Annotated in this window: 27 protein-coding genes and 1 pseudogene; 18 read left to right on the forward strand and 10 right to left on the reverse strand. The window is 52.7% G+C overall.

The features are described from left to right. Positions 1-69 precede the first annotated feature (69 nt). Positions 70-828, forward strand: a complete 759-nt coding sequence (loiP, locus tag OGY08_RS07730) for a metalloprotease LoiP (RefSeq protein ID WP_032944921.1) — start codon at positions 70-72, stop codon at positions 826-828. 99 nt (positions 829-927) lie between these two features. Here loiP and speB read toward each other — a convergent pair whose 3' ends face one another. From speB to yqgG, 4 genes and pseudogenes are all read right to left on the reverse strand, one after another. Further along, positions 928-1,848, reverse strand: coding sequence for an agmatinase (gene speB, locus OGY08_RS07735; RefSeq protein ID WP_003027056.1), 921 nt, complete (start codon positions 1,846-1,848; stop codon positions 928-930). A gap of 207 nt (positions 1,849-2,055) precedes the next feature. Continuing rightward, positions 2,056-4,032, reverse strand: coding sequence for a biosynthetic arginine decarboxylase (speA, locus tag OGY08_RS07740; RefSeq protein ID WP_071692619.1), 1,977 nt, complete (start codon positions 4,030-4,032; stop codon positions 2,056-2,058). Beyond that, entirely contained in the window at positions 4,025-4,171 is a 147-nt protein-coding gene (gene yqgB, locus OGY08_RS07745; protein WP_071692618.1) for an acid stress response protein YqgB, read from the reverse strand. The genes speA and yqgB overlap by 8 nt, the downstream gene beginning before the upstream one ends. Positions 4,172-4,429: 258 nt before the next feature. Beyond that, positions 4,430-4,531 (reverse strand): annotated as a pseudogene (yqgG, locus tag OGY08_RS07750) (small protein YqgG); the annotation flags it as partial. A 540-nt stretch (positions 4,532-5,071) separates the two neighbouring features. On the opposite strand from yqgG, the gene metK reads away from it, so the two are divergent. The 8 genes from metK to ruvX all read left to right on the forward strand — a co-directional run bounded on the left by metK (position 5,072) and on the right by ruvX (position 12,324). Continuing rightward, the gene (gene metK / locus OGY08_RS07755) at positions 5,072-6,226 is read left to right on the forward strand and encodes a methionine adenosyltransferase (protein ID WP_020996311.1); all 1,155 of its coding nucleotides are present in this window, start codon (positions 5,072-5,074) and stop codon (positions 6,224-6,226) included. 398 nt (positions 6,227-6,624) lie between these two features. Beyond that, positions 6,625-8,019, forward strand: coding sequence for a galactose/proton symporter (gene galP / locus OGY08_RS07760; RefSeq protein ID WP_008785766.1), 1,395 nt, complete (start codon positions 6,625-6,627; stop codon positions 8,017-8,019). A 76-nt stretch (positions 8,020-8,095) separates the two neighbouring features. Then, the gene (locus tag OGY08_RS07765) at positions 8,096-8,593 is read left to right on the forward strand and encodes a SprT family zinc-dependent metalloprotease (RefSeq protein ID WP_003825440.1); all 498 of its coding nucleotides are present in this window, start codon (positions 8,096-8,098) and stop codon (positions 8,591-8,593) included. A gap of 94 nt (positions 8,594-8,687) precedes the next feature. Further along, positions 8,688-9,395: a deoxyribonuclease I gene (gene endA, locus OGY08_RS07770; protein ID WP_125363298.1), complete on the forward strand. Its 708-nt coding sequence runs from the start codon at positions 8,688-8,690 to the stop codon at positions 9,393-9,395. Between the two features lie 74 nt (positions 9,396-9,469). Further along, entirely contained in the window at positions 9,470-10,201 is a 732-nt protein-coding gene (gene rsmE, locus OGY08_RS07775; RefSeq protein ID WP_008785768.1) for a 16S rRNA (uracil(1498)-N(3))-methyltransferase, read from the forward strand. Between the two features lie 19 nt (positions 10,202-10,220). Beyond that, on the forward strand, positions 10,221-11,168 hold the full coding sequence (gene gshB, locus OGY08_RS07780) for a glutathione synthase (protein ID WP_003027083.1): 948 nt from the start codon (positions 10,221-10,223) through the stop codon (positions 11,166-11,168). Positions 11,169-11,344: 176 nt separating this feature from the next. Next, entirely contained in the window at positions 11,345-11,908 is a 564-nt protein-coding gene (locus OGY08_RS07785) for a YqgE/AlgH family protein (RefSeq protein WP_003027086.1), read from the forward strand. Then, positions 11,908-12,324 (forward strand): Holliday junction resolvase RuvX, encoded by a 417-nt coding sequence (ruvX, locus tag OGY08_RS07790; protein WP_125363299.1) that lies wholly within the window; start codon positions 11,908-11,910, stop codon positions 12,322-12,324. The genes OGY08_RS07785 and ruvX overlap by 1 nt, the downstream gene beginning before the upstream one ends. On the opposite strand, the gene OGY08_RS07795 is transcribed toward ruvX, so the two are convergent. Continuing rightward, the gene (locus OGY08_RS07795; RefSeq protein WP_125363300.1) at positions 12,321-13,301 is read right to left on the reverse strand and encodes a type IV pilus twitching motility protein PilT; all 981 of its coding nucleotides are present in this window, start codon (positions 13,299-13,301) and stop codon (positions 12,321-12,323) included. The two genes, ruvX and OGY08_RS07795, sit on opposite strands and share 4 nt — an antisense overlap. A gap of 17 nt (positions 13,302-13,318) precedes the next feature. On the opposite strand from OGY08_RS07795, the gene OGY08_RS07800 reads away from it, so the two are divergent. From OGY08_RS07800 to hemW, 5 genes are read left to right on the forward strand one after another with little or no spacing between them, the layout of a single operon-like run. Next, positions 13,319-14,023 (forward strand): YggS family pyridoxal phosphate-dependent enzyme, encoded by a 705-nt coding sequence (locus OGY08_RS07800; RefSeq protein ID WP_057067562.1) that lies wholly within the window; start codon positions 13,319-13,321, stop codon positions 14,021-14,023. Positions 14,024-14,041: 18 nt separating this feature from the next. After that, on the forward strand, positions 14,042-14,608 hold the full coding sequence (locus OGY08_RS07805) for a YggT family protein (RefSeq protein WP_003825417.1): 567 nt from the start codon (positions 14,042-14,044) through the stop codon (positions 14,606-14,608). After that, positions 14,605-14,895: a DUF167 family protein YggU gene (gene yggU / locus OGY08_RS07810; protein WP_003027101.1), complete on the forward strand. Its 291-nt coding sequence runs from the start codon at positions 14,605-14,607 to the stop codon at positions 14,893-14,895. Before OGY08_RS07805 ends, yggU begins: the two co-directional genes overlap by 4 nt. A 7-nt stretch (positions 14,896-14,902) precedes the next feature. After that, positions 14,903-15,496 carry an XTP/dITP diphosphatase gene (locus OGY08_RS07815; protein WP_003825414.1) on the forward strand — a complete coding sequence of 198 codons (594 nt, stop codon included), beginning with the start codon at positions 14,903-14,905 and terminating at the stop codon, positions 15,494-15,496. Beyond that, positions 15,489-16,625 (forward strand): radical SAM family heme chaperone HemW, encoded by a 1,137-nt coding sequence (hemW, locus tag OGY08_RS07820; protein ID WP_125363301.1) that lies wholly within the window; start codon positions 15,489-15,491, stop codon positions 16,623-16,625. Before OGY08_RS07815 ends, hemW begins: the two co-directional genes overlap by 8 nt. 114 nt (positions 16,626-16,739) lie before the next feature. On the opposite strand, the gene ansB is transcribed toward hemW, so the two are convergent. The 4 genes from ansB to trmB all read right to left on the reverse strand — a co-directional run bounded on the left by ansB (position 16,740) and on the right by trmB (position 19,789). Then, positions 16,740-17,786, reverse strand: a complete 1,047-nt coding sequence (ansB, locus tag OGY08_RS07825; RefSeq protein WP_003027108.1) for an L-asparaginase 2 — start codon at positions 17,784-17,786, stop codon at positions 16,740-16,742. Positions 17,787-17,974: 188 nt separating this feature from the next. Further along, positions 17,975-18,694: a YggN family protein gene (locus OGY08_RS07830; RefSeq protein WP_003825409.1), complete on the reverse strand. Its 720-nt coding sequence runs from the start codon at positions 18,692-18,694 to the stop codon at positions 17,975-17,977. 49 nt (positions 18,695-18,743) lie between these two features. Next, positions 18,744-19,070, reverse strand: a complete 327-nt coding sequence (locus tag OGY08_RS07835; protein WP_003027115.1) for a YggL family protein — start codon at positions 19,068-19,070, stop codon at positions 18,744-18,746. Next, positions 19,070-19,789 carry a tRNA (guanosine(46)-N7)-methyltransferase TrmB gene (gene trmB, locus OGY08_RS07840; RefSeq protein ID WP_003825406.1) on the reverse strand — a complete coding sequence of 240 codons (720 nt, stop codon included), beginning with the start codon at positions 19,787-19,789 and terminating at the stop codon, positions 19,070-19,072. Before trmB ends, OGY08_RS07835 begins: the two co-directional genes overlap by 1 nt. 160 nt (positions 19,790-19,949) lie before the next feature. Between trmB and mutY the strand changes: the two genes are divergently transcribed. The 4 genes from mutY to OGY08_RS07860 all read left to right on the forward strand — a co-directional run bounded on the left by mutY (position 19,950) and on the right by OGY08_RS07860 (position 23,938). Further along, positions 19,950-21,002: an A/G-specific adenine glycosylase gene (gene mutY, locus OGY08_RS07845; protein WP_125363302.1), complete on the forward strand. Its 1,053-nt coding sequence runs from the start codon at positions 19,950-19,952 to the stop codon at positions 21,000-21,002. Between the two features lie 27 nt (positions 21,003-21,029). Further along, a complete protein-coding gene (locus tag OGY08_RS07850) occupies positions 21,030-21,299 on the forward strand; it encodes an oxidative damage protection protein (RefSeq protein ID WP_003027126.1) in 270 nt (89 codons plus the stop codon). 86 nt (positions 21,300-21,385) lie between these two features. Next, positions 21,386-22,471: a membrane-bound lytic murein transglycosylase MltC gene (gene mltC / locus OGY08_RS07855; RefSeq protein ID WP_008785777.1), complete on the forward strand. Its 1,086-nt coding sequence runs from the start codon at positions 21,386-21,388 to the stop codon at positions 22,469-22,471. Between the two features lie 210 nt (positions 22,472-22,681). Continuing rightward, complete coding sequence (locus tag OGY08_RS07860; protein ID WP_008785778.1) at positions 22,682-23,938, forward strand: nucleoside permease; 1,257 nt, start codon at positions 22,682-22,684, stop codon at positions 23,936-23,938. Positions 23,939-23,990: 52 nt separating this feature from the next. On the opposite strand, the gene OGY08_RS07865 is transcribed toward OGY08_RS07860, so the two are convergent. Next, positions 23,991-26,126: an ornithine decarboxylase gene (locus tag OGY08_RS07865; protein WP_125363304.1), complete on the reverse strand. Its 2,136-nt coding sequence runs from the start codon at positions 26,124-26,126 to the stop codon at positions 23,991-23,993. Positions 26,127-26,196 lie beyond the last annotated feature (70 nt).

A 26,196-nucleotide genomic window follows, 5' to 3' on the forward strand; every position in this document is an offset into this window, starting at 1 on the left:
CCGAGCGTCGGTTCACCTGCAAACGACGTAATTTTTAGAATAATCCTGACTTTGTGCGGAAGAGAAAAAATGAAAATTCGCGCTTTACTGCTTGCTACGAGCATGGCTGCGGCATTGACCGGTTGCCAGAACATGGACTCCAACGGACTGCTTTCTTCTGGCGCGGAGGCTTTTCAGGCCTACAGTCTGAGCGATGCTCAGGTAAAAGCGCTAAGCGATCAGGCCTGTAAAGATATGGACAGCAAGGCTACTATCGCCCCGGCCAGCAGCGAGTACGCAACGCGTCTTGGCAAAATATCCGCCGCGCTTGGCGATAACATTAACGGCCAGCCGGTGAACTACAAAGTCTATATGGCGAAAGATGTGAATGCCTTTGCCATGGCAAACGGCTGTATCCGCGTGTACAGCGGCCTGATGGATATGATGACCGACAACGAAGTCGAAGCGGTGATCGGCCATGAAATGGGCCACGTCGCGCTGGGTCACGTGAAAAAAGGTATGCAGGTTGCGCTGGGTACCAACGCCGTACGTGCAGCGGCGGCATCCGCTGGCGGCATTGTCGGCAGCCTGTCGCAGTCGCAACTGGGCGATCTTGGCGAGAAACTGGTGAACTCGCAGTTCTCCCAGCGTCAGGAATCCGAGGCGGATGATTACTCGTATGATTTGTTGCGCAAACGCGGGATCAATCCGGCAGGTTTAGCCACCAGCTTTGAGAAACTGGCCAAACTGGAAGCTGGACGTCAAAGCTCAATGTTTGACGATCACCCGGCATCCGCAGAACGTGCGCAACATATTCGCGATCGCATGAGCGCAGACGGGATCAAATAACCGTTAATCGTGCCGGATGCGGCGTGAACGCCTTATCCGGCCTACAAACATCAACCAGCTGTAGGCCGGATAAGCGTTAGCGACATCCGGCAAAACAACTTATTCGCCTTTCTTCGCCGCCTGAATATACAGCATTTCCAGAGCCAGCGTAGCCGCCGCCAGCGCGGTGATCTCAGACTGATCGTAGGCCGGAGCCACTTCAACGACGTCCATCCCGACGATGTTCAGATCTTTCAGACCACGTACCAGCTTGATCGCGCGGTCAGACGTCAGACCGCCGATCACTGGCGTACCGGTACCCGGCGCAAATGCTGGATCCAGGCAGTCGATATCAAAGGTCAGGTACACCGGCATATCGCCGACGATCTGCTTAACCTGGGCGATGATGTCATCCACGCTGCGATCGTTCACCTGGCAGGCATCCAGCACGGTAAAGCCGTTGTCTTTGTCGAATTCGGTACGAATACCAATCTGCACAGAGTGATTCGGATCGATCAGACCTTCGTTCGGCGCAGTGTAGAACATGGTGCCGTGGTCGAATTCGCAGCCGTTCGCGTAGGTATCGGTGTGGGCATCAAAATGCACCAGCGCCATTTTACCAAAATGCTTAGCGTGTGCGCGCAACAGCGGCAGCGTGACGAAGTGGTCGCCGCCGAAAGAGAGCATGCGCTTACCGGCAGAAAGCAGCTTCTCAGCATGAGCCTGCAGTTTTTCACTCATTTCACGCGCATCACCGAAGGCATAAACCAGATCGCCGCAGTCCACCACGTTCAGGCGCTCGCGCATATCGAAGTTCCACGGGAAGCGGTTATGCTCCCACGCCAGGTTAGTGGAAACCTGACGGATCGCCGCCGGACCATGACGCCCGCCCGCACGACCAGACGTTGCCATATCAAACGGTACGCCGGTGATCACCCAATCGGCGTCGCTGTCGTATGGCATGAAGTTCATCGGCAGACGTAAAAAACCAAAGGCGTTAGAAACCAGGGAGTTGTCGTATTGATGACCTAAGGTGCTCATGTACTGACCTCTTTAAAAATCGATGAAAAAAAATCCCCTCCGCGTCGTTAAGCCCGACGAGGAAGGGATTGATTTGGTAACTGCATATTTACGGCAAATTATCGCCGTTATTTTGTACGGATTCAAGTAAGTGCCACAAATGCGGCTTCGCTTTATCCGGCCTACTTTCGTAGGCCCGGTAAGCGTAGCGCCAGCAGGCATTTATCGTTACTCATCTTCCAGATAGGTGTATCCGTACAGACCGGCCTCAAACTCTTCGAGGAACTGTTGCTGCAGCTCGGTATCCAGATCGGTGTTTTTCACCTGGTCACGGAACTGCGTCAGCAAGGTGTTCGGATCCAACTGCACGTACTGCAACATATCCGCCACGGTATCCCCTTCGTCGGACAGCTCAACTTCTACGCTGCCGTCAGGGAAGACGAACACGTCAACCGCTTCGGTATCACCAAACAGGTTGTGCATGTTGCCGAGGATCTCCTGGTACGCCCCCACCATAAAGAAGCCCAGCATCGGCGGGTTCTCCGGGTCATATTCCGGCATCGGCATGGTGGTCGCAATGCCATCACCGTCAACGTAGTGGTCGATAGCGCCATCAGAGTCACAGGTGATATCCAACAGCACCGCGCGGCGCTCAGGTACCTGATTCAGTCCTTCCAGCGGCATTACCGGGAACAGCTGATCGATCCCCCACGCATCCGGCATCGACTGGAACAGCGAGAAGTTGACGTAAATCTTATCCGCCATACGCTCCTGCAGCTCGTCGATAATCGGGCGATGCGCGCGGTTGCTCGGGTCGAGTTGTTTCTGCACTTCATGGCACATGTTCAGATAAAGCTGCTCAGCCCACGCGCGCTCTTGCAGGCTAAAAGTACCTGAAGAGTAACCAACGTGAATATCGTGCAGATCCATCTGGCTGTCGTGCAGCCATTCACGCAGCGAACGGCGAGTTCCCGGTTCATGCATTTCTTGCCAGGTTTCCCACATGCTTTGCAGAGCACGCGGCGCATCGTCAGCCGGAGGCGTTGCTTCTGTGTGTTCACTACGCTCAACGCCGATAATGTTAGATACCAGCACGGTATGGTGCGCGGTAACCGCGCGGCCAGACTCGGTGATTACCGTCGGATGCGGCAGACCGTGTTCTTCACAGGCGTCGCCAATTGCCCAGATGATGTTGTTGGCGTATTCGTTCAGGCCGTAGTTTACGGAACAGTCAGACTGCGAACGGGTACCTTCGTAATCCACGCCCAGACCACCGCCCACGTCGAAGCACTGGATATTGACGCCAAGCTTGTGCAGCTCAACGTAGAAACGCGCCGATTCACGTACGCCGGTGGCAATATCACGAATGTTCGCCATCTGCGAGCCAAGGTGGAAGTGCAGCAACTGAATGCTGTCCAGACGACCGCGCTCGCGCAGAATTTCGACCAGCTGCAGCACCTGGTTTGCCGCCAGGCCGAATTTTGATTTTTCCCCGCCGGAGGACTGCCACTTGCCAGAGCCCTGCGACGCCAGACGCGCACGCACACCCAGACGCGGAACGACATTCAGGCGTTCAGCTTCATCCAGCACGATTGCAATTTCAGACATCTTCTCGATGACCAGATAGACCTTATGGCCCATCTTCTCGCCAATCAGCGCCAGACGGATATATTCGCGGTCTTTATAACCGTTACACACGATCACGCTACGGGTCATTCCGGCATGAGCCAGAACGGCCATCAGTTCAGCTTTGGAACCCGCTTCCAGCCCCAGCGGTTCGCCGGAGTGGATCAGCGATTCAATCACGCGGCGGTGCTGGTTGACCTTGATCGGGTAAACGAGGAAATAGTCACCGTTGTAACCGTAAGATTCACGGGCACGTTTAAACGCGGCGTTAATCGAACGCAGACGGTGTTGCAGGATCTGCGGGAAGCAGAACAATGCAGGCAAACGCTGGCCCTGCGCTTCACGGGCTTTCACCAACTCAGCAAGGTCAACGCGCGCTTCGGGTACGTCCGGATCCGGGCACACGCTGATGTGACCCAGTTCATTGACGTCGTAGTAGTTATTACCCCACCAGGCAATATTGTAAGTACGCAGCATCTTGCTGGCTTCCTGGGAACTCATTGCAACCTCCTGCATGGAGCGTAGTACACCGTGTTCGCCTGCTGACGAAGGCGAACCCAAAGAAATGTCGTCAGACATAGCGAACCTCAATTTTATTAACAAGTGTAAAACAGTTGACTACTATCGCAATCCGAAGACGCGATAACAACCCAAATACAGGCAGAATTTGCAGCAGATAGTGCTGACGCTCCGACTGTGCGACCGGTTTCTTTTTCATATCAATGTAAACACGTAACCGAACTTAATGCTGACGGTTCGGCGAAACCACGAGAAAACTCTTGTTTACCAAGAGCGCCCTTGTTCAGTTCTTAGTGACCGTTACCGGCTCTTGAGTCCTGAGATACGCCGAGATGGGTATACACTTCATCTTTCATGCAGCCTCTTTGTTGGCTACGCTCATTCGCCCCAGTCACGTACTACTCGTACGTTCAGGGGACTCATTCACTTGCCGCCTCGACGCAGCATAAATGATTTTGTGTATATAACATCGACAGGTATGCAAAGCAGAGATGCAGATTGCGGGGGACATATGTACACCAGAACGGTGCGACAGATTCTGCAGAATACAACGGTTCATTATCTCGTATCACCTCCACGGTTGCTCCTTACGGAACGAACCCACAAGCCAAAGCTAAAGTTTTAACCCGGCTGGAAGTGGCAACACGATGAAAACGTCGTGTGCTTTTGTCTATCCTAAATAATTCGAGTTGCGGGAAGGCGGCAACGCAGAGAGTCCCCGGGAGCTTACATGAGTAAGTGACTGGGGCGAGCGAGGAAGCCAACGCACATGCAACTTGAAGTATGACGGATATGAGCCGCGCGCCGCGTTTTATACCGATAAGAAAGTCAAAAAGCAAAAGATAAATATGAACATTGCCAGCACCGTCAGGAAAAATTTCCAGTTACATTTTCAGTACAATGCGACCTCAATCAAAAAAAGCTGGAAATCAGGCGAAGAACTGTCCTAAAATAGCCGTCCAGATGTTAATCCATCTATACCGATTAACACTCAGACTGCCAGTGTCCGTCATCTGCAGACTCATGGTAGAATCTTCTACACATGGCTATTCCACTCGACAGTTTGAGCTAACCAAATTCTCCTTAGGTGAAATTAAATATGGCAAAACACCTTTTTACGTCCGAGTCCGTATCAGAAGGGCATCCTGACAAAATCGCTGACCAAATCTCTGATGCTGTGCTGGATGCAATCCTGGAACAGGATCCAAAAGCACGCGTTGCCTGCGAAACCTACGTCAAAACCGGTATGGTTTTAGTTGGCGGTGAGATCACCACCAGCGCATGGGTTGATATCGAAGAGATCACCCGTAACACGGTTCGCGAAATTGGCTATGTGCATTCCGACATGGGCTTTGACGCCAACTCTTGCGCGGTACTGAGCGCGATTGGTAAACAGTCTCCGGACATCAACCAAGGTGTTGACCGTGCCGATCCGCTGGAACAGGGCGCAGGCGACCAGGGCCTGATGTTTGGTTATGCAACCAACGAAACCGACGTGCTGATGCCAGCACCTATTACCTATGCTCACCGTCTGGTGCAGCGTCAGGCTGAAGTGCGTAAAAACGGCACCTTATCCTGGCTGCGTCCGGATGCCAAAAGCCAGGTAACCTTCCAGTATGACGACGGCAAAATCGTCGGTATTGATGCGGTTGTTCTGTCTACTCAGCACTCTGAAGATATCGACCAGAAATCGCTGCAAGAAGCCGTTATGGAAGAGATCATCAAGCCGGTACTGCCGACTGAATGGCTGACCGCTTCGACCAAATTCTTCATCAACCCAACTGGTCGTTTCGTTATCGGCGGCCCGATGGGCGACTGCGGTCTGACCGGTCGTAAAATCATCGTTGATACCTACGGCGGCATGGCGCGTCACGGCGGCGGTGCATTCTCTGGTAAAGATCCGTCTAAAGTTGACCGTTCCGCAGCCTATGCAGCCCGTTACGTAGCGAAAAACATCGTTGCCGCAGGCCTGGCTGACCGTTGTGAGATTCAGGTTTCCTACGCAATCGGCGTGGCAGAACCGACATCTATCATGGTGGAAACGTTCGGTACTGAAAAAGTGCCTTCAGAGCAGTTGACCCTGCTGGTACGTGAGTTCTTCGACCTGCGCCCGTATGGCCTGATTCAGATGCTGGATCTGCTGCACCCGATTTACAAAGAAACCGCTGCTTACGGTCACTTTGGTCGCGAACATTTCCCATGGGAAAAAACCGACAAAGCACAGTTGCTGCGCGACGCTGCCGGTCTGAAGTAATTTAAACCAGACTTAACGCTTATGAAGACCAGCCTCGCGCTGGTCTTTTTTTATACCTATTTCCTCTCCCACATCCATCACCAAACCGCGATGATTACTATTGCTTTAAATGAAAATGAAAGCGATTACATCACACCATATTTCCCTCTACCTTGAATTAACATCTCTTAGCCAGCACACTTGCATCACTGTTACATTATCTTTCATCATTGTCTTAAATTCAGACGACCAACATTATTTAATCCCAATAAATAATGTTAACTTTCAATGAATTAACCAATAACCAGCATGAATGGCAGTGTAAGCGATTACACTAATGTGATGTGATTCGCATTTTTTTACCCCGTACTCACCTACCCTTAACATCAACAAAACTAGCTACCCAACCGGAGGGCATCATGCCTGACAATAAAAAAACGGGGCGTTCCAACAAAGCCATGACATTTTTTGTCTGCTTTCTGGCAGCCCTGGCTGGATTACTTTTTGGCCTGGATATCGGTGTTATTGCCGGTGCTTTACCGTTCATCACCGACGAGTTTCAAATTACCCCGCACACTCAGGAATGGGTGGTGAGCTCCATGATGTTTGGTGCGGCGGTAGGTGCTGTCGGCAGCGGTTGGCTCTCCTTCAAACTGGGACGCAAAAAAAGCCTGATGATCGGTGCGATCTTGTTTGTTGCGGGTTCACTGTTCTCCGCCGCTGCGCCAAACGTTGAAGTCCTGCTGGTTTCCCGCGTGCTGCTCGGCCTGGCTGTAGGCGTTGCGTCTTATACCGCGCCGCTGTACCTGTCTGAAATTGCCCCGGAAAAGATTCGTGGCAGCATGATCTCCATGTATCAGCTGATGATCACCATCGGTATTTTGGGCGCGTATCTTTCCGATACAGCCTTTAGCTACAGCGGCGCATGGCGCTGGATGCTGGGTGTAATCATCATCCCTGCCCTGCTGCTTCTGGTCGGCGTTATCTTCCTGCCGGACAGCCCACGTTGGTTTGCAGCTAAACGTCGTTTTGTTGATGCTGAACGCGTCCTGTTGCGTCTGCGTGACACCAGCGCAGAAGCCAAACGCGAGCTGGATGAAATCCGTGAAAGTCTGCAGGTGAAGCAGAGCGGCTGGGCGCTGTTTAAAGAAAACAGCAACTTCCGTCGCGCGGTATTCCTTGGCGTTCTGTTACAGGTGATGCAGCAGTTCACCGGGATGAACGTCATCATGTATTACGCACCGAAAATCTTTGAGCTGGCGGGCTACACCAACACCACCGAGCAGATGTGGGGGACTGTTATCGTCGGTCTGACCAACGTGCTGGCAACCTTTATCGCCATTGGCCTGGTTGACCGTTGGGGCCGCAAGCCTACGCTGATCCTTGGCTTTATCGTGATGGCTGTTGGTATGGGCGTGCTGGGTACAATGATGCACGTGGGTATTCACTCGGCATCCGCACAATACTTCGCAGTACTGATGCTGCTGATGTTTATCGTTGGCTTTGCCATGAGCGCCGGTCCGCTGATTTGGGTACTGTGCTCTGAAATCCAGCCGCTGAAAGGCCGCGATTTCGGCATCACCTGCTCTACTGCAACCAACTGGATTGCCAACATGATCGTCGGCGCAACCTTCCTGACGATGCTGAACTCGCTAGGCAGCGCCAACACCTTCTGGGTCTACGGCGGCCTGAACGTACTGTTCATCTTCCTGACTCTGTGGCTGATCCCTGAAACTAAAAACGTCTCTCTGGAACACATTGAGCGTAACCTGATGAAGGGTCGTAAACTGCGCGAAATTGGCGCACACGACTAATCACCAAAGGCTTCCTCCCCAGCGGAGGAAGCCTTCCTCTTGCAGTCCCTTCCCTGTCGCACTATCCTCTGGCGTTATGAAAACCTCCCGTCTCCCTATCGCCATCCAACAAGCCGTTATGCGTAGCCTGCGGGAAAAACTCGCCCAGGCCAATCTCAAGCTCGAACGCCAATATCCGGAGCCAAAGCTGGTTTACCAACAGCGCGGCACCGCCGCGGGTACCGCATGGCTACAAACCTATGAAATTCGCCTTAATCCCGTCCTGCTGATGGAAAACGTCGACGCATTCATTAACGAAGTTGTGCCCCATGAACTGGCGCATTTACTGGTGTGGAAACACTTTGGGCGCGTGCCGCCACACGGGAAAGAATGGAAATGGATGATGGAAAGCGTTCTGGGCGTACCGGCCCGGCGCACGCATCAGTTTGAACTGCAATCGGTGCAGCGCAAGACCTTTACTTACCGCTGTAAGTGTCAGGAGCACCAACTGACCGTCCGCCGCCATAACCGCGTTGTACGCGGTGAGGCCACCTACCGCTGTGTTCACTGCGGCGAACCGCTGGTTGCAGAATAATCTTCAGAATTATCAGGAACTTTTCTGACCTAACTGATTGCATACTGGAATAACTTTCGCTACGTTGCGGGCTCGTTTTGACACGGAGTTTGTGATGTACCGTCATTTTTCTTTTGCTGCGGCCATGTTAGCCGCTGCGTTTTCAGGCCCGGTTTTAGCCGAAGGCATCAACAGTTTTTCTCAGGCAAAAGCAGCAGGCGTCAAGGTTAACGCCGATGCACCGGGCGATTTCTACTGCGGTTGTAAAATTAACTGGCAAGGCAAAAAAGGGGTCGTTGACCTCGAATCCTGCGGCTATAAAGTGCGAAAAAATGAAAACCGCGCCAGTCGAATTGAATGGGAGCACGTTGTCCCCGCCTGGCAATTTGGTCATCAGCGTCAGTGCTGGCAGGACGGAGGGCGTAAAAACTGCGCCAAAGATCCGGTCTATCGCAAAATGGAAAGCGACATGCATAACCTGCAACCTGCGGTGGGTGAGGTAAATGGCGATCGCGCTAACTTCATGTACAGCCAGTGGAACGGTGGTGAGGGTCAGTATGGGCAATGCGCCATGAAGGTCGACTTCAAAGAGAAAGTTGCCGAGCCGCCGGCCCGCGCCCGCGGTGCCATTGCTCGTACCTATTTTTACATGCGCGACCAGTACTCTCTAACGCTCTCCCGCCAGCAAACTCAGCTTTTTAACGCCTGGAATAAGCAATATCCGGTCACCGACTGGGAGTGTGAGCGCGACGAACGCATTGCAAAGGTACAGGGGAACCATAACCCATATGTGCAACGCGCTTGCCAGGCGCAAAAGAGCTAACCTACACTAGCGTCAATATTTTTAACCATGCCCTGGCCTTTCGTAGCCCAGGGCCATGACGCGGATGTTTAACTATGCGCATTCCTCGCATTTATCACCCTGAGCCAATCACTTCCGGCAGCCAAATTTCACTGTGTGAAGATGCAGCCAACCATATCGGCCGCGTGCTGCGTATGGGACCGGGCCAGGCGCTACAGCTGTTTGATGGCAGCAATCAGGTATTCGACGCTGAAATCACCCACGCAAGTAAAAAAAGCGTGGACGTGAAGGTACTTAACGCTGAACTCGACGATCGTGAGTCGCCCTTGCACATCCACCTGGGTCAGGTGATGTCGCGCGGTGAAAAAATGGAATTCACTATCCAGAAATCGATCGAACTGGGTGTAAGCCTCATTACGCCACTTTTTTCTGAGCGCTGCGGCGTTAAACTGGACAGTGAACGCCTGAACAAGAAGCTCCAGCAGTGGCAGAAAATCGCCATTGCCGCCTGCGAACAGTGCGGTCGAAACCGGGTTCCCGAAATTCGCCCGGCAATGGATTTGGAAGCATGGTGCGCGGAACAGGACGAAGGTCTGAAACTGAACCTGCATCCGCGCGCCAGCGCCAGCATCAATACGCTGCCGCTGCCGGTGGAGCGCATCCGCTTGCTGATTGGCCCGGAAGGCGGGTTGTCGGCAGATGAAATTGCCATGACCGCACGTTATCAGTTTACTGATATTCTGTTAGGACCTCGCGTTCTGCGTACTGAGACAACCGCGCTCACCGCCATTACTGCGCTACAGGTGCGTTTTGGCGATCTGGGCTAAGGCATAAACGGAGAAGAAAATGATCAAGCTCGGCATCGTGATGGATCCCATCGCAAGCATCAACATCAAGAAAGATTCCAGCTTCGCTATGCTGCTGGAAGCGCAACGTCGCGGTTACGAAATTCATTATATGGAGATGGCCGATCTTTATCTGATCAACGGTGAAGCCCGCGCCCATACGCGTACCCTGAGCGTAGAGCAGAACTACGACAAATGGTATGAGTTCAAGAGCGAGCAGGATCTCCCGCTGGCAGACCTGGACGTTATTCTGATGCGTAAGGATCCGCCGTTTGATACCGAGTTCATCTACGCTACCTATATTCTGGAACGTGCAGAAGAAAAAGGGACGCTGATCGTCAACAAACCGCAGAGCCTGCGCGACTGCAACGAAAAGCTGTTCACCGCATGGTTTGCCGACCTGACGCCGGAAACGCTGGTCACGCGTAACAAAGCGCAGCTGAAAGCCTTCTGGCAAAAACACAGCGACATCATTCTCAAACCGCTGGATGGTATGGGCGGCGCATCTATTTTCCGTGTGAAGGAAGGCGACCCGAACCTTGGCGTCATTGCTGAAACGCTGACCGAGCACGGTACCCGCTACTGCATGGCGCAGAACTATCTGCCAGCAATTAAAGATGGCGATAAACGCGTCCTGGTGGTCGATGGCGAACCCGTTCCTTATTGCCTGGCGCGTATTCCGCAGGGCGGCGAAACCCGTGGTAACCTGGCCGCTGGCGGTCGTGGTGAGCCGCGTCCATTGACCGACAGCGACTGGGAAATTGCACGTCGCATTGGGCCAACGCTGAAAGCGAAAGGTTTGATTTTTGTCGGTCTGGATATCATTGGCGATCGTCTGACGGAAATTAACGTTACCAGCCCAACCTGTATTCGTGAAATCGAAGCGGAGTTCCCGGTTTCGATTACCGGTATGCTGATGGATGCCATTGAGGCGCGTTTGCAGAAGTAAATACGTTGCCGGATAGCGACGCCATCGCGTCTTATCCGGCCTGAAATTGCACCCCGCAGACCGGATTAGGCAAAGCCGTCATCCGGCAATGCTATCTTCAGAGGGTGACATCTTCGAGCTTTGCCCACATACTGGGCTCTGTTGCTTTTTTGAACCAGGAAACAGAACCTCTGACAATGAATTTACAGCATCACTTTCTGATTGCCATGCCTGCTCTCCAGGATCCGATTTTCCGCCGTTCCGTGGTGTACATCTGTGAACATAATGAGAACGGAGCAATGGGGATTATCGTTAATAAGCCTCTGGAAAACTTACAAATTGAAGGGATTCTGGAAAAGCTGAAGATTACCCCAGAAGAACGCGATCCGGCCATTCGTCTGGATAAACCAGTGATGCTCGGCGGCCCGCTGGCGGAAGACCGTGGATTTATTCTCCACACTCCACCGTCACGCTTTGCCTCCAGTATTCGCATCTCAGATAACACCATCATCACAACCTCCCGCGATGTACTAGAAACCCTGGGCACACAAGAACAACCGTCCGAAGTGCTGGTTGCGCTGGGTTATTCATCATGGGAAAAAGGTCAACTGGAACAAGAGTTACTGGATAACGCCTGGCTCACGGCGCCCGCAGACCTCAACATCTTATTCAAAACGCCGATTGCCGACCGCTGGCGCGATGCGGCGAAGCTTATCGGGATAGATATTCAGACTATGCCTGGCGTGGCGGGACATGCCTGATGAGCGGAACATTACTCTCTTTTGATTTTGGTACGAAAAGTATTGGTGTTGCTGTTGGTCAGCGCATTACCGGTACGGCCAGACCGTTGCCCGCCATTAAGGCGCAGGACGGTACGCCAGACTGGAGTTTGATTGAACGCCTGCTGAAAGAATGGCAGCCGGATGAAATCATTGTCGGCCTACCACTCAACATGGATGGCACAGAACAGCCCCTTACCGCGCGCGCGCGTAAGTTCGCTAACCGTATTCACGGTCGCTTTGGCGTAACCGTAACGCTGCACGATGAACGCTTGAGCACCGTCGAGGCCCGCTCCGGCCTGTTCGAACAAGGCGGATACCGGGCGTTGAATAAAGGCAAAGTAGATTCCGCTTCTGCCGTGGTCATCCTCGAAAGCTATTTCGAGCAGGGTTTCTAAATCCGTCCCTGCGCCTGACGCTGCTGCTGACTTTGTGCAAATGTCTGCATACCTGTCTGTTGCCCGGTTTGAATTACGCCGAGCAGCTGATGCGTTTTCCCTTCACGAATCAAATTGCCCACGGCTGGCGTGTTGACGAGCAGCTCAAATAGCGCCACGCGTCCTCCCAGCTTATCTTCCTCCAGCTTTTGCGAAAGTACCGCCCGCAGGCTGTCTGCTAACTGGTTACGCACCGGCTCTTTCTCTGTTGCCGAAAAGGTGTCCACCAGCCGCGCGATAGCCTGTGCCGCCCCTCGCGTATGTAACGTTGCCAGCACCAGATGCCCGGTTTCCGCTGCCGTTAATGCCAGACGAATGGTTTCCGCGTCGCGCAGTTCGCCCAGCAAAATGACGTCGGGATCTTCACGCAGCGCGCCGCGTAAACCGGCGGCAAAAGAAGCGCAGTGTACGCCCACCTCCCGTTGTTGAATAAGACAACGCTGGCTGGTGTAGCGATATTCAATCGGGTCTTCCAGCGTCAGAATATGCCCCGCAACATGCTGATTAAGGTACTCTACCATCGCCGCCAGGGTCGTTGATTTACCGCTACCGGTAGCGCCTGTCACCAGAATTAACCCATTTTCACTGCGCAGCAGTTCAGGTATGACGTCAGGGGTCTGGAGATCGTCTAAACATGGACAATCAAGCGGGAGCAATCTTAGCGCCAGTGAGGTTCCCTGTTGATGAACAAAAGCACTGGCGCGCAGCCGCCGGGAACCTGCCAGCGCAATAGCAAAATCTACCTGCCCCTGTTCCCGCCACTGTACCTGTTGTTGCTCACTGAGCCAGCACATCAGCAGATTCTCCACGTCAGGCGTAGTAAAGGGTGCGATTTCGACTTTTCCACGTATGCGCCAGCGCGCAGGCCATGCATTGCACAGGTGTAGATCCGACACGTTATGCTTTACACTAAGGGCCACTATTTCTTCCATATTCATATGAACATCCTCGGAAAATGAACGATATCGCGCATAACCTGGCACATGTCCGGGACAAAATCTCAGCCGCCGCGACGCGTTGCGGGCGGTCTTCAGAAGAAGTTACGTTGCTTGCAGTCAGTAAAACCAAACCTGCGAGCGCCATCGAAGAAGCCATTACCGCAGGGCAGCGTGCCTTCGGTGAAAACTATGTGCAGGAAGGGGTGGATAAAATCCGCTACTTCCAGGAAAAAGGCGTCAACGATCTGCAGTGGCACTTTATCGGCCCGCTGCAGTCCAACAAAAGTCGTCTGGTCGCTGAGCACTTTGACTGGTGCCATACGATCGACCGTCTGCGTATCGCTGCCCGTCTGAGCGAACAGCGCCCGGCGGAACTGCCGCCGCTCAATGTACTGATCCAAATTAATATCAGCGATGAGAACAGTAAGTCAGGAATTCCGCTGGCAGAGCTTGATGCACTGGCCGCTGAAGTCGCTGCACTACCGCGCATTACCCTGCGTGGTCTGATGGCGATTCCGGCTCCAGAGTCAGATTATGTAAGGCAGTTTGAAGTTGCACAGCAAATGGCGGTAGCATTTGCCGGGTTGAAAACACGCTACCCAGGCATCGACACTCTCTCACTGGGAATGTCTGATGATATGGATGCCGCCATCGCGGCGGGTAGCACGATGGTGCGCATTGGCACTGCCATTTTTGGTGCTCGTGATTACACTAAAAAATAAGGAAAACTAAGGAACACCATGAATACGTTGACCTTCCTGCTCTCAACGGTAATTGAGCTGTATACCATGGCGCTGCTGCTGCGCGTGTGGATGCAATGGTCTCGCTGCGATTTTTACAACCCGTTCTCGCAGTTTATAGTGAAAATCACTCAGCCCATCATTGGGCCGTTACGCCGCATTATTCCCCCGATGGGGCCGATCGACAGCGCATCGGCATTAGTTGCGCTCGTTCTCAGCTTTATCAAAGCAATCGTGCTGTTTAAGGTGGTCACGTTCCAGCCGATCATCTGGATCGCCGCCGTACTGATTGTCCTGAAGACTATCGGGCTGTTGATTTTCTGGGTGCTGCTGGTGATGGCAATTATGAGCTGGGTCAGCCAGGGCCGCAGTCCTGTAGAGTACGTGCTGATTCAACTGGCAGATCCGCTGCTGCGTCCTATCCGTCGCATACTTCCAGGCATGGGCGGGATCGATTTCTCCCCAATGATTCTGGTTCTGCTGCTCTACGTTATTAACATGGGCATCGCGGAAGTGTTGCAGGCGACAGGCAACATGCTGCTGCCGGGGCTGTGGATGGCGCTATGAGTGCCGTTACACCCTGCGACGACGGTCTGGTTTTACGGCTCTACATTCAGCCTAAAGCCAGCCGTGACAGTATTGTGGGTTTACATGGCGACGAAGTTAAAGTCGCCATTACCGCCCCACCGGTTGATGGCCAGGCCAATAGCCATCTGGTGAAGTTTCTCGGCAAACAGTTCCGTGTGGCAAAAAGCCAGGTCGTCATTGAGAAGGGCGAGCTTGGACGTCACAAACAGGTTAAAATCATTCATCCGCAACAGATCCCGCCCGAAATTGCGGCGTTAACTGATTAGGTATCCCATGCAAAAAGTTGTCCTCGCGACCGGCAATGCCGGTAAAGTGCGTGAACTCGCCTCTCTTCTGAGTGATTTCGGTCTTGATGTTGTTGCCCAAACGGAACTGGGTGTTGATTCTGCAGACGAGACCGGGCTGACGTTTATTGAGAACGCCATTCTGAAGGCGCGTCATGCCGCGCAAATTACCGGCTTACCGGCCATTGCTGATGACTCAGGTCTGGCAGTAAATGCCCTTGGCGGCGCGCCGGGTATCTATTCAGCCCGCTATTCCGGCGAAGATGCGACCGATCAGCAGAATCTGGAAAAACTGCTTCACACCCTGCAGGATATTCCTGATGACAAGCGCCAGGCGCAGTTCCACTGCGTGCTGGTGTATATGCGCCATGCAGACGATCCAACGCCTGTTGTTTGCCACGGAAGCTGGCCGGGCGTGATTACCCGTGAACCTGCCGGAAACGGTGGTTTTGGCTACGACCCGATCTTCTTTGTGCCGTCTGAAGGGAAAACCGCAGCCGAACTGACCCGTGAAGAAAAGAGTGCAATTTCTCACCGCGGACAGGCGCTAAAGCTGCTGCTGGATGCCCTGCGTAATGGTTAAGCTTCCGCCGCTAAGTCTTTATATTCACATCCCGTGGTGCGTGCAGAAATGCCCGTACTGCGACTTCAACTCGCATGCGCTAAAGGGCGAAGTCCCTCATGACGACTATGTGCAGCATCTGCTGAGCGATCTGGATACTGAGGTGGCCCATGCCCAGGGCCGTGAAGTAAAGACGATTTTTATCGGTGGTGGCACGCCGAGCCTGCTTTCTGGCCCGGCGATGCAAACGCTGCTCGACGGCGTGCGAGCACGGCTGAATCTGGCCGAAGATGCAGAAATCACGATGGAGGCGAATCCCGGGACGGTGGAAGCCGATCGCTTTGTGGATTATCAACGCGCTGGCGTCAACCGTATCTCGATTGGCGTACAGAGTTTTAGCTCCGCCAAACTCGAACGTCTGGGACGTATTCACGGGCCGGAAGAAGCCAAACGAGCAGCACACCTGGCGAGCGGTCTGGGGCTACGCAGCTTTAACCTCGACCTGATGCATGGTTTGCCGGATCAGACGCTGGAAGAGGCGCTGGGTGATTTACAGCAGGCCATCGCGCTCAACCCACCGCATCTTTCCTGGTATCAGTTGACCATCGAACCCAACACGCTGTTCGGTTCCCGACCGCCGGTTTTACCGGACGATGACGCGCTGTGGGATATTTTTGAGCAAGGCCACCAGCTACTCACCGCCGCGGGATATCAGCAGTACGAAACCTCAGCCTACGCCAGACCGGGTTATCAATGTCAGCACAACCTTAACTACTGGCGTTTTGGCGACTATCTTGGCATTGGCTGCGGCGCACACGGTAAGATCACATTCCCTGACGGACGAATCCTGCGCACCACCAAAACACGGCATCCGCGTGGGTATATGCAAGGGCGTTATCTCGAAAGCCAGCGCGATGTCGCCGGAGCCGATAAGCCGTTCGAGTTCTTCATGAATCGTTTCCGGCTGCTGGAAGCCGCGCCTCGCGCGGAATTCACGCAATATACCGGTCTTACCGAAGACGTTATTCGTCGACAGATCGATGAGGCTATTTCCCAGGGCTACCTGAGTGAATGCGATGAGTACTGGCAAATTACCCAACACGGTAAGCTGTTCTTGAATTCGCTGCTGGAGCTGTTTCTGGCGGAGTGATGGCTGGTGAACGTAGGCCTGATAAGCGTAGCGCCATCAGGAAAATTGCCGGATGGCGGCTGCGTCTTATCCGGCCTACAGGGTTAGGGCGGTAAGCGCAGCCACCTTCATCGATTAATACTGATTAAACATTTCCTGGATCTGCTTAGGATCCTTGGTTTGGGTCAGCGCAAGCTGCAGCAGAACACGTGCTTTTTGCGGGTTCAGGGAACCTGAAGCCACAAATCCGTATTTTGCATCATCAACTTCTGCATCCTGTGTAGTGGCGCCCGTTGGCACACGGGATGAACGCACTACAACGGTACCTTTATGCGCGGCGGTTGCCAGCGTATCGAAAATGGTTTTATACAGGTTACCGTTACCTACACCCGCACTGACGATCCCGGCGTAACCCGCATCCACCAGCGCTTTTGCCGGCAGATCGGAGGCATTAGCGTAGTTATAAACAATCCCAACTTTCGGCAGCTCGGTCAGCTTAGACACATCGAACGGAGTAGACGTGGTGTGCTTACGCGCAGGCGTACGCTGGTAGTCGATTTTACCGTTATGGATGTAACCCAACGGGCCGTAGTTAACGGATTTGAAGGTAGCGACGTCGGTAGTGTTGGTTTTAGTCACGTCACGACCATCCATAACGGTGTCGTTCATCACCACCAGCACTCCGCGGTTGGCAGAGGCTTTGTCTGCGGCAGTTACTACTGCGTTATACAGGTTAAACGGGCCATCAGCGCTCATACCCGTAGACGGACGCATTGCGCCGACCAGCACCACCGGTTTGTTACACTTGACGGTCAGGTCGAGGAAATAGGCGGTTTCTTCCATGGTATCCGTACCATGTGTTACCACGAAGCCGTCGGTTTTATCACACTCGGTATTAATCTTTTTCGCCAGCGTTAACCAGACTTCGTCATTCATATCCTGGGAGCCGATATTCACCACCTGCTCACCTTTAACGACAGCGATATCTTTCAATTGAGGTACGGCCTCAACCAGATTTTCTACGCCAACCTTGCCTGCCGTGTAGTTAGATTTTGTCGCGGAATCACCGCCGCCGGCAATCGTCCCACCGGTCGCTAAAATGGTGATGTTTGGCAGTGCAAGCGCCGCGCCGCTGAAACCCATAACCAGTGCGGCAAGTGCCGTTTTCTTGAAAAACTCCATGTTATTTCTCCAGTTACTTGAATTTGCAGCATTATGTCTATCCTACAGATGAATAATGTGACGAGTTCCAATTAACCAGATTTATATCTCCACCAAATTGCCGTTCTTAGAGATGGATATCAAAAAAACAGAAATATACAAAATAAAACGGCACAGAATGTTTCTGTGCCGTTAATAAGAGGTGAAGATTATTTCAGAGTGCTAACCAGCGTTTTACGATCGTTTTCCAGCGTCACAACGCGGGAACAGACATCTTTGCCAAACTGCTGGAAGTCTTGTTCCTGATTCTTCCATTCGTTCTGAATTGAGGTCTGCAAACCACCGAGGCTTCCGAGTACGCCCTGCAGTGGATTACCACCGCCTTTGAGCACGGCTTTCGCCCCCATTTCGTTGATGCTGTCCTGCAAAATGCCGCCCATCGCCTGATTAACCAGCTGTTGTCCGTCTGCGCGGACCTGATCAATCGCCTTATAATGGAAAGTCAGGCCATCAGTTCGATGCTCGATGATGCGGTTCATCTGCTCTTTCAATTGCGCATCCAGCTTGGTTAAGCGGCCACGCATGTTGCTGCTTTCACCGACCTCTTTGGCGATGATTTTGTCCAGCGCCACGCGACCTTTCTCTACGCGCGCTCTGGCACCTTCGTCGATCCACGGCAGGCTGCTACGCAACGCCGCCTGATAATCTTTAGCCTGCTCACGCTGTGCGGCGTTCAGGTTGTACTGTTTACCGTTGAAGGTGACATCGCCAGCCTGGGTAATAACCAGGTCGCCATTCTCGCCCTTCACCTGCACCGTTTGTGGGCTCAAAATCACATCGTCACGCGGGGTGACGCTGCACTGGTAATCTGCATGTGCGGCCATCGCCGTGAACGTTAGGACTGCCGCCAGCAGCGTTTTGCGCATCATATCTTTCCCTCAATACAAATCGGGCCGGCATTTGCCGACCCTGTGCTACTTAGTCCCACCAAATATCGAAAAGTTCGCTGGTACGCACTTCTTCGAGTTTGTGCTCTTCCAGCCACTTACGCACGATTGCCTGGTGTTCTTCGGTGCATTTGCCGATTTCCTGCAGACAGATCAGACCTTCCCAGGCCAGATAGCCGCTGCCGTCAAAAGCCAGCTTGTTCGGTTCGATGACTTCATTGATAAAGTCATCAACGATTTGATCGACCTGCTCTCCAGATGTACCTTCCGGGAAACGCCATGCAACCGAAAATCCTACTTCCTGGAATTCTTCGATGTGCATCTTTTTACGCAGACGACGGCTACGGTTCTTTGCCATTATTTCACCCTCTCGAACATTAAGTCCCATACGCCGTGGCCAAGACGATGACCACGTTGTTCAAATTTGGTTACCGGGCGCGATTCCGGGCGCGGTACATAATCGTTACTCTCTGACTGGTTTTTATACCCGTCAATCGAGGACATCACTTCAAGCATGTGCTCCGCATACGCTTCCCAGTCGGTCGCCATATGGAACACGCCGCCCAGCTTCAGCTTACTTAAGATATGCTCAGCAAACGGTACCTGAACGATACGGCGTTTATTATGACGTGCTTTATGCCACGGGTCAGGGAAAAACAGCTGAACCATAGATAAAGAATTGTCAGGAATCATTTTATGCAGGACTTCAACGGCATCATGGCACATGACGCGCAGGTTCTCGACACCCTCTTCATGGGCTGAAGCCAGACACGCACCAACGCCCGGTGAGTGAACCTCAATGCCGAGGAAATTCTGTTCCGGACGCGCTTTCGCCATTGCAACCAGCGACGCTCCCATACCAAAACCGATTTCCAGCGTGACTGGCGCGTCACGGCCAAACAGTTCTGCGAAATCTACAGGCTCTTCGCTGAACTCAACGCCCATCACCGGCCAGTAGTTTTCCAGCGCGTGTTCCTGCCCTTTCGTCAGTCGCCCCTGGCGACGAACAAAACTACGAATCCGGCGCAGAGGGCGGCCGTTTTCATCAAATTCCGGTGAAATGACGTCGTTCTTCATAAAAGTTTAGTCTGCTGTGTTTGAGTTCTGAAAACGGGCATTATCCAAAGTTAGTTGCCGGATGCAAGTAAAGGAAGAAAGTGAGCAGCGGAAAGTTCCGGTTTACACCCCGTTGCCGCTGTGCTGCAATCTTGCCCCCGGCAATAATGAAACGGTAATCATGCAAGCGTCTCAATTTTCGGCTCAGGTTTTGAGCTGGTACGACAAATACGGGCGGAAAACGCTGCCCTGGCAAATTGACAAGACGCCTTACAAAGTATGGCTCTCTGAGGTAATGCTGCAACAAACTCAGGTTGCGACCGTTATCCCCTATTTTGAGCGCTTTATGGCGCGCTTCCCAACGGTAACGGATTTAGCCCATGCGCCGCTGGATGAAGTTCTGCATTTGTGGACCGGGCTGGGTTATTACGCCCGTGCGCGTAATCTACATAAAGCCGCGCAGCAGGTTGTGACGCTGCATAGCGGTATATTTCCGCAAACCTTTGATGAAATAGCCGCCCTACCTGGCGTCGGACGTTCAACCGCAGGCGCGATCCTTTCTCTCTCTCTGGGTCAGCATTTTCCGATTCTCGACGGTAACGTCAAACGCGTGCTGGCTCGCTGTTATGCTGTAAGCGGCTGGCCGGGTAAAAAAGAGGTCGAAAATAAGCTGTGGGAGCTGAGCGAGCAAGTTACGCCGGCCCAGGGTGTTGAGCGTTTTAATCAGGCGATGATGGATTTAGGCGCAATGGTCTGTACGCGCTCAAAACCTAAATGTTCCCTGTGTCCGTTGGAAAATGGCTGTGTGGCGAGCGCCAATGCAAGTTGGGCACTGTATCCCGGTAAAAAGCCCAAACAGACGCTACCGGAACGAACGGGCTATTTTTTACTGATGCAGCATGATGACGAAGTGCTGCTCTCACAGCGGCCGCCCAGCGGCTTATGGGGTGGCTTATACTGTTTTCCGCAGTTTGACGACGAAGATGGACTGCGCAACTGGCTGGCGCAACGACAAATTAACGCAGATAATCTGACCCAACTTAATGCGTTTCGCCATACCTTTAGCCATTTCCACTTAGATATTGTGCCTATGTGGCTTCCCGTGTCTTCATTCACCTCATGCATGGATGAAGGCAACGCGCTCTGGTATAACTTAGCGCAACCGCCGTCGGTCGGACTGGCGGCTCCCGTGGAGCGTTTGTTACAGCAATTACGTGCCGGTACACACGTTTAACGTACCGGACGATAAAGAGGACTTTTTATGAGCAGAACGATTTTTTGCACTTTCCTGCAACGCGAAGCAGAAGGCCAGGATTTTCAGCTGTACCCGGGCGATCTGGGAAAACGCATTTATAACGAGATTTCTAAAGAAGCATGGGCGCAATGGCAGCATAAACAGACCATGCTGATTAACGAGAAAAAACTCAATATGATGAACGTCGAACACCGTAAGTTACTGGAACAGGAGATGATTAACTTCCTGTTTGAAGGTAAGGATGTGCATATTGAAGGCTATACGCCAGAGTCATAAGAACCGTTGCCGGATGGCGCTGCGCTTATCCGGCCTACGTTTTAATCTGGTCCTTGCAAACAACAAACACAACACGCACTCCCGGAATGATGAAAAAATTTCTCGCGCTTGCCGTTATTGCGCCGTTGCTCATCTCCTGTTCCAGTTCGACCAAAAAAGGCGATTCCTATAACGAAGCCTGGGTCAAGGATACCAACGGTTTTGATATTCTGATGGGGCAATTTGCCCATAATATTGAGAATTTGTGGGGATTTAAGGAAGTGCTGATTGCGGGTCCGAAGGACTACGTAAAGTATACCGATCAGTATCAAACCCGCAGCCACATCAACTTTGATGACGGTACGATAACCGTCGAGACCATTGCCGGGACAGATCCCGCCGGACACCTGCGTCGGGCGATTATTAAGACATTGCTGATGGGCGATGATCCGGGATCTATCGACCTCTATTCCGATGTCGACGACATTAAGATTTCCAAAGAGCCATTCCTGTACGGACAGGTGGTTGATAATACCGGCCAGCCCATTCGTTGGGAGGGGCGTGCCACCAACTTTGCCAACTACCTGCTGCAAACACGACTTAAAAGCCGCAGCAATGGCCTGCGTATCATCTATAGCGTGACGATCAATCTGGTGCCGAACCACCTTGATAAGCGCGCGCATAAATACGTTGGCATGGTGCGTCAGGCTTCACGTAAGTATGGCGTCGACGAGTCGCTGATTCTGGCTATCATGCAAACCGAATCCTCGTTTAACCCGTATGCGGTGAGCCATGCCGATGCGCTGGGACTGATGCAGGTGGTACAGCACAGCGCCGGGAAAGATGTGTTCCGCTCGCAAGGGCGCTCAGGCACACCAAGCCGTAGCTTCTTGTTTGACCCGGCCAGCAACATTGATACCGGTACGGCCTATCTGGCAATGCTCAACAATGTCTATTTGGGCGGTATCGATAATCCGACCTCACGTCGCTATGCGGTAATCACCGCGTATAACGGCGGTGCGGGCAGCGTGCTGCGCGTGTTCTCGAACGATAAAATTCAGGCCGCGAATATCATTAACAGCATGTCTCCAGGTGACGTTTATCAAACGCTGACCACCCGACATCCATCTGCTGAATCACGCCGATACCTTTATAAGGTCAATTCCGCACAAAAATCCTATCGACGCCGCTAATGTATTCCTCTTCAGCCCCCTAAAACGGGGGCCTGAAGCACCAAAAATGTTAACTCCATCACTCTTTTGCTTTGCAATCAGAAATTGTTTGCAAATATTTGTCACAGGTAACAAAAAAAGAGTGCATCTCATTGATAGAATCACATCATATAGCCACGGCAAATGTGCCTTTTAAAACATTCATCCGCATTACGGTGTGAGGAAATTAACATGAATCTTAAGCTGCAGCTGAAAGTTCTCTCGTTTCTGCAGTTCTGCTTATGGGGTAGTTGGCTCACTACCCTCGGCTCCTATATGTTTGTCACCCTTAAATTCGATGGTGCATCCATTGGCGCGGTGTATAGCTCGCTGGGGATCGCCGCCGTGTTTATGCCAACGCTGTTAGGGATCGTGGCCGATAAATGGATCAGTGCGAAGTGGGTTTACGCCCTTTGCCACCTGGTCGGCGCAGGAACGCTGTTTGCCGCAGCCGAAGTCACCACGCCAGGGGCCATGTTCTTTGTGATCTTGCTTAACTCCCTGGCCTATATGCCAACACTGGGGCTAATCAACACCATCTCCTACTATCGCCTGCAATCTGCCGGGATGGATATCGTTACCGACTTCCCGCCAATTCGTATCTGGGGCACCATCGGCTTTATTCTGGCGATGTGGGCCGTGAGCTTCTCCGGCTTTGAACTGAGCCATATGCAGCTGTACATCGGTGCGACATTGTCCCTGGTACTGGTACTGTTCACCCTGACGCTGCCGCATATTCCGGTTGCCAATCAGCAGAAAAACCAGAGCTGGACATCAATGCTCGGTCTGGATGCTTTCGCGCTGTTTAAAAACAAGCGTATGGCGATTTTCTTCATCTTCTCAATGATGCTGGGCGCAGAGCTGCAGATTACCAATATGTTTGGTAACACCTTCCTGCACAGCTTCGATAACAACCCGCTGTTCTCCGGTAGCTTTATCGTGGAACACGCATCGGTGATGATGTCGATTTCACAGATTTCCGAGACGCTGTTTATCCTGACCATCCCGTTCTTCTTAAGCCGTTACGGTATTAAGAACGTGATGCTTATCAGTATTGTGGCGTGGATGCTGCGCTTCGGCCTGTTTGCCTACGGCGATCCAACGCCGTTCGGTACCGTGCTGCTGGTTCTGTCGATGATTGTTTACGGCTGCGCCTTCGACTTCTTCAACATCTCTGGTTCTGTGTTCGTGGAGAAAGAAGTACGCCCTGAAATCCGCGCCAGCGCACAGGGTATGTTCCTGATGATGACCAACGGCTTCGGTTGTATTCTGGGCGGACTGGTGAGCGGTAAAGTCGTTGAACACTATACGCTGAACGGTATTACCGACTGGCAGACCGTGTGGTTGATCTTCGCAGGTTACTCGCTGGTTCTGGCTTTTGCCTTCGTTGCGCTGTTTAAATACAAACACGTACGCGTTCCAGCAGGCACACAGACTATCGCGCACTAACGTTTACGCAGAGAAAAGCGGGTTACCAAAAGGTAACCCGCTTTTTTTGCGCTTACTTCACCACATATCCATACAGACGCTTAATACCGTCTGCATCCGTTTCACTGTAAACACCTTGCAGCTCCGGCGAGAAGCCTGGCAGCAGGTTTACGCCCTCTTCCAGCGCCAGGAAATATTGCTGTACCGCCCCACCCCATACTTCGCCCGGTACCACGCACAGCACGCCCGGAGGATAAGGCAGCGCACCTTCCGCCGCAATGCGGCCAGCTGCTTCACTAATCCGCACCAGTTCAACATCACCACGGATAAAAGCGCTGTTCGCATCCTGTGGGTTCATCGCCACGGCAGGTAAACTTTCCTGACGGAACATCGCTTTTTGCAGATCTTTCACATCAAAGCTGACGTACAGTGAGTGCATCTCCTGGCACAGTTCACGCAGGGTGTAATCCCGATAGCGTACCGGATACTTATTGAAGATGGTTGGCAGCACATCTGCCAGCGGCGTATCGTCTTCAATATGCTGCTCAAACTGCTCCAGCATCGCCACAAGTTGCGCCAGTTTCTCTGCGCTTTCTGCCGGGGTCAGCAGGAACAGAATCGAGTTAAGGTCGCATTTCTCCGGCACGATGCCGTTTTCACGCAGGTAATGCGCCAGAATCGTCGCCGGAATACCAAACTCGGTATATTGCCCGGTTTGTGCGTCAATTCCCGGAGTGGTTAACAGCAGTTTGCAAGGATCGACAAAATACTGGTCGCGCGCGTAACCGGAAAAACCATGCCATTTAGCACCTGGTTCGAAGCTAAAGAAGCGACGCTCGCTGGCAATCACCTGTGTCGGATAGCTTTCCCACGGTTTGCCATCAACTACCGGGGGAATAAACGGCTGAATCATCTTACAGCGGGTAAGAATCGCTTTACGGGCCTCAATGCCCAGCGTCACACACTCCGCCCACAGCCGACGACCGCTCTCGCCTTCATGGATTTTGGCGTTAATGTCCAGCGCCGCAAACAGCGGGTAAAACGGACTGGTAGAAGCATGCAGCATAAATGCATTATTCAGACGCTTATGCGGGCAGAACCGCGCCTGACCGCGAATATGGTTATCCTTTTTGTGGATCTGCGAGGTTTGCGAGAATCCGGCCTGCTGTTTGTGTACCGACTGGGTGACAAAGATCCCCGGATCGTTAGCATCGAGATCCAACAGCAGCGGTGACCCATCGGCCATCATCGGAATAAATTGTTCGTAGCCGACCCATGCAGAGTCAAACAGGATGTAATCACACAGATGACCGATCTTGTCGATCACCTGCCGGGCATTGTAGATCGTACCGTCATAGGTGCCGAGCTGAATGATCGCCAGACGGAACGGGCGCGGTTGATCGGCCTTTTGCGGCGCAACCTCGCGAAGTTGCTGGCGCAGATACTCCTCATCAAAGCAGTGCTCGTCAATACCGCCAATAAAGCCAAACGGATTACGCGCCGCTTCCAGATACACCGGCGTCGCACCCGCCTGGATCAGCGCACCGTGGTGGTTCGACTTATGGTTATTACGATCAAACAGCACCAGATCGCCGCGCGTCAGCAGCGCATTGGTTACTACTTTATTGGCCGCAGAAGTCCCGTTCAGCACAAAGTAGGTTTTATCCGCGTGGAAAACTTTCGCGGCAAATTTCTGCGCATGTTTCGCCGAGCCTTCATGAATCAGCAGATCGCCAAGCTTAACGTCGGCGTTGCACATATCCGCGCGAAACAGATTCTCGCCAAAGAACTCGTAGAAATGGCGCCCCGCGGGATGCTTTTTAAAGAACTCACCGTGTTGATGTCCTGGGCAGGCAAATGTGCTGTTCCCCATCTCGACATACTGAGTCAATGTGTCATAGAACGGCGGCAGCAAATCTTCTTCATACTGACAGGCAGCAGACTCCAGCTCCAGCCAGTCCTGCGCCTGACCGCAAATGACCGCATTCACACCCATCGGCAGATCAACATCCGACTCTGCGAACAGAAACACGGGTATATGAAAACCGGTGCGTTTCAGCAAAGCAAGGATCCCGCTGCGGCTATCCGCAACGGTAATGACGACTGCCGCAACGTCAGTAAAATCAGTACTGTCCAGCGACACCACCTGACGATGGCTGGACAGACGAGAAACCAGTTCTCCACTGGCGGCAATTTTCATTGATTTCATAAGCGCAATAACCCGTTTCGGGAAAATCAAAAGTCCCGGACAAAGCCACATTGCTTTGCCCACGAAATGA

It is taken from the genome of Citrobacter sp. Cpo069 (genome assembly GCF_030332785.1).
Classification (GTDB): domain Bacteria; phylum Pseudomonadota; class Gammaproteobacteria; order Enterobacterales; family Enterobacteriaceae; genus Citrobacter; species Citrobacter portucalensis.

Coding starts and splice junctions, on each gene's coding strand:
- loiP (WP_032944921.1), top strand. CDS start 70: ATGAAAATTCGCGCTTTACTGCTTGCTACGAGCATGGCTGCGGCATTG.
- speB (WP_003027056.1), bottom strand. CDS start 1,848: ATGAGCACCTTAGGTCATCAATACGACAACTCCCTGGTTTCTAACGCC.
- speA (WP_071692619.1), bottom strand. CDS start 4,032: ATGTCTGACGACATTTCTTTGGGTTCGCCTTCGTCAGCAGGCGAACAC.
- yqgB (WP_071692618.1), bottom strand. CDS start 4,171: ATGAAAAAGAAACCGGTCGCACAGTCGGAGCGTCAGCACTATCTGCTG.
- metK (WP_020996311.1), top strand. CDS start 5,072: ATGGCAAAACACCTTTTTACGTCCGAGTCCGTATCAGAAGGGCATCCT.
- galP (WP_008785766.1), top strand. CDS start 6,625: ATGCCTGACAATAAAAAAACGGGGCGTTCCAACAAAGCCATGACATTT.
- OGY08_RS07765 (WP_003825440.1), top strand. CDS start 8,096: ATGAAAACCTCCCGTCTCCCTATCGCCATCCAACAAGCCGTTATGCGT.
- endA (WP_125363298.1), top strand. CDS start 8,688: ATGTACCGTCATTTTTCTTTTGCTGCGGCCATGTTAGCCGCTGCGTTT.
- rsmE (WP_008785768.1), top strand. CDS start 9,470: ATGCGCATTCCTCGCATTTATCACCCTGAGCCAATCACTTCCGGCAGC.
- gshB (WP_003027083.1), top strand. CDS start 10,221: ATGATCAAGCTCGGCATCGTGATGGATCCCATCGCAAGCATCAACATC.
- OGY08_RS07785 (WP_003027086.1), top strand. CDS start 11,345: ATGAATTTACAGCATCACTTTCTGATTGCCATGCCTGCTCTCCAGGAT.
- ruvX (WP_125363299.1), top strand. CDS start 11,908: ATGAGCGGAACATTACTCTCTTTTGATTTTGGTACGAAAAGTATTGGT.
- OGY08_RS07795 (WP_125363300.1), bottom strand. CDS start 13,301: ATGAATATGGAAGAAATAGTGGCCCTTAGTGTAAAGCATAACGTGTCG.
- OGY08_RS07800 (WP_057067562.1), top strand. CDS start 13,319: ATGAACGATATCGCGCATAACCTGGCACATGTCCGGGACAAAATCTCA.
- OGY08_RS07805 (WP_003825417.1), top strand. CDS start 14,042: ATGAATACGTTGACCTTCCTGCTCTCAACGGTAATTGAGCTGTATACC.
- yggU (WP_003027101.1), top strand. CDS start 14,605: ATGAGTGCCGTTACACCCTGCGACGACGGTCTGGTTTTACGGCTCTAC.
- OGY08_RS07815 (WP_003825414.1), top strand. CDS start 14,903: ATGCAAAAAGTTGTCCTCGCGACCGGCAATGCCGGTAAAGTGCGTGAA.
- hemW (WP_125363301.1), top strand. CDS start 15,489: ATGGTTAAGCTTCCGCCGCTAAGTCTTTATATTCACATCCCGTGGTGC.
- ansB (WP_003027108.1), bottom strand. CDS start 17,786: ATGGAGTTTTTCAAGAAAACGGCACTTGCCGCACTGGTTATGGGTTTC.
- OGY08_RS07830 (WP_003825409.1), bottom strand. CDS start 18,694: ATGATGCGCAAAACGCTGCTGGCGGCAGTCCTAACGTTCACGGCGATG.
- OGY08_RS07835 (WP_003027115.1), bottom strand. CDS start 19,070: ATGGCAAAGAACCGTAGCCGTCGTCTGCGTAAAAAGATGCACATCGAA.
- trmB (WP_003825406.1), bottom strand. CDS start 19,789: ATGAAGAACGACGTCATTTCACCGGAATTTGATGAAAACGGCCGCCCT.
- mutY (WP_125363302.1), top strand. CDS start 19,950: ATGCAAGCGTCTCAATTTTCGGCTCAGGTTTTGAGCTGGTACGACAAA.
- OGY08_RS07850 (WP_003027126.1), top strand. CDS start 21,030: ATGAGCAGAACGATTTTTTGCACTTTCCTGCAACGCGAAGCAGAAGGC.
- mltC (WP_008785777.1), top strand. CDS start 21,386: ATGATGAAAAAATTTCTCGCGCTTGCCGTTATTGCGCCGTTGCTCATC.
- OGY08_RS07860 (WP_008785778.1), top strand. CDS start 22,682: ATGAATCTTAAGCTGCAGCTGAAAGTTCTCTCGTTTCTGCAGTTCTGC.
- OGY08_RS07865 (WP_125363304.1), bottom strand. CDS start 26,126: ATGAAATCAATGAAAATTGCCGCCAGTGGAGAACTGGTTTCTCGTCTG.